Here is a 1,282-nt window from a genome sequence, read left to right on the forward strand (position 1 = left end):
TAAGCTCGAGAAGAATACATTGCGTGACAATGTCACAAATATTGCATCTCGCGCTGAATCTAAAATATCTCGAACTCATCGAAGAATACTGATTGCTGAAGACAATCTAATGAACCAAAAAATCGCGAGCTTTTTCTTAGATAAAGCAGGGTACGACTACTTAATTACGAGTAACGGGCAAGAAGCGCTGGATGCCATCACCAAAGGTGAGCAGTTTGACGCCATTTTGATGGATTGTATGATGCCGGTGATGGACGGCCTAACCGCGACAAAAGAGATTCGCCGTTGGGAAAAGAAAGTGGGCTGCAAGAAAACAACCATCATTGCTTTGACCGCGAGTGTGTTGGAAGAGGACATTCACAATTGTTTTGCTGCGGGTATGGATGCGTATTTGCCAAAGCCGTATAAATATAACAAGTTATTTGAGTTGTTTAATGAACTAAAGCTTGCTTAAATCGCACTGATAAGCCGAATTCATTACGGCTTTTTAGAACGAATATAAAGGAAGTGACATGTTTAAACTCGCTGTTATCGGGACTAACTGGATTTCGCAACAATTTGTTGAAGCGGCAATCCAAACCAAGCAGTTTTGCCTTAAAGCTGTGTATTCGAGAGATATAGAAAAAGCGCGTTTGTTTGGCACGCCTTATGATGCAGATACTTATTACGACAGCCTAGAAACATTAGGTCAGGATGCAGACATTGATGCGGTGTACATCGCCAGTCCGAATTCGCTTCATGCTCCTCAAGCTATTCAAATGTTAAAAGCGGGCAAACACGTCATTTGTGAAAAGCCAATGGCTTCGAACTACGCATTGGCACAACAGATGTTTGCCTGTGCTGAGGAAAACAACGTTGTGTTGTTTGAAGCGTTTATGTCGCCTTACACACCAAACTTCCAAGTATTGAAAGAGAGCTTACCGTCTATCGCTCCGTTACGACATGCGACGATTAGCTATTGCCAGTATTCATCGAGATACCAAAAATACCTAAATGGAGAAAATCCAAACACATTCAATCCTGCGTTTTCCAATGGCTCCATCATGGACATCGGTTATTACTGCGTGGGTTCTGCGATTGAGTTGTTTGGTGAGCCGAACTCTGTTCAAGCCAGTGCGCATGTGCTTCCATCAGGCGTTGACGGATGCGGCAGCGTAACGCTGGCGTATGATGGCTTTAACGTAAATCTTCTGCACTCGAAAGTCAGTGATTCTCTTATCCCAAGCGAGTTTCAAGGTGAGCAAGGCAGTGTGTTGGTCGATATGATCGCCACAGGCCGTGG

2 protein-coding genes are annotated in these 1,282 nt (G+C 43.9%); both read left to right on the plus strand.

Going from position 1 to position 1,282, the window contains the following annotated elements:
- On the plus strand, window positions 1–454 hold a 454-nt coding region (locus tag R7O13_RS24225; RefSeq protein WP_318304850.1), incomplete at its 5' end, for a response regulator.
- A 58-nt stretch (window positions 455–512) separates the two neighbouring features.
- Window positions 513–1,282, plus strand: a 770-nt coding sequence (locus R7O13_RS24230; RefSeq protein ID WP_318304851.1) for a Gfo/Idh/MocA family oxidoreductase, incomplete at its 3' end; no start/stop codon positions are given.

This window comes from Vibrio sp. Y176, from assembly GCF_033438945.1.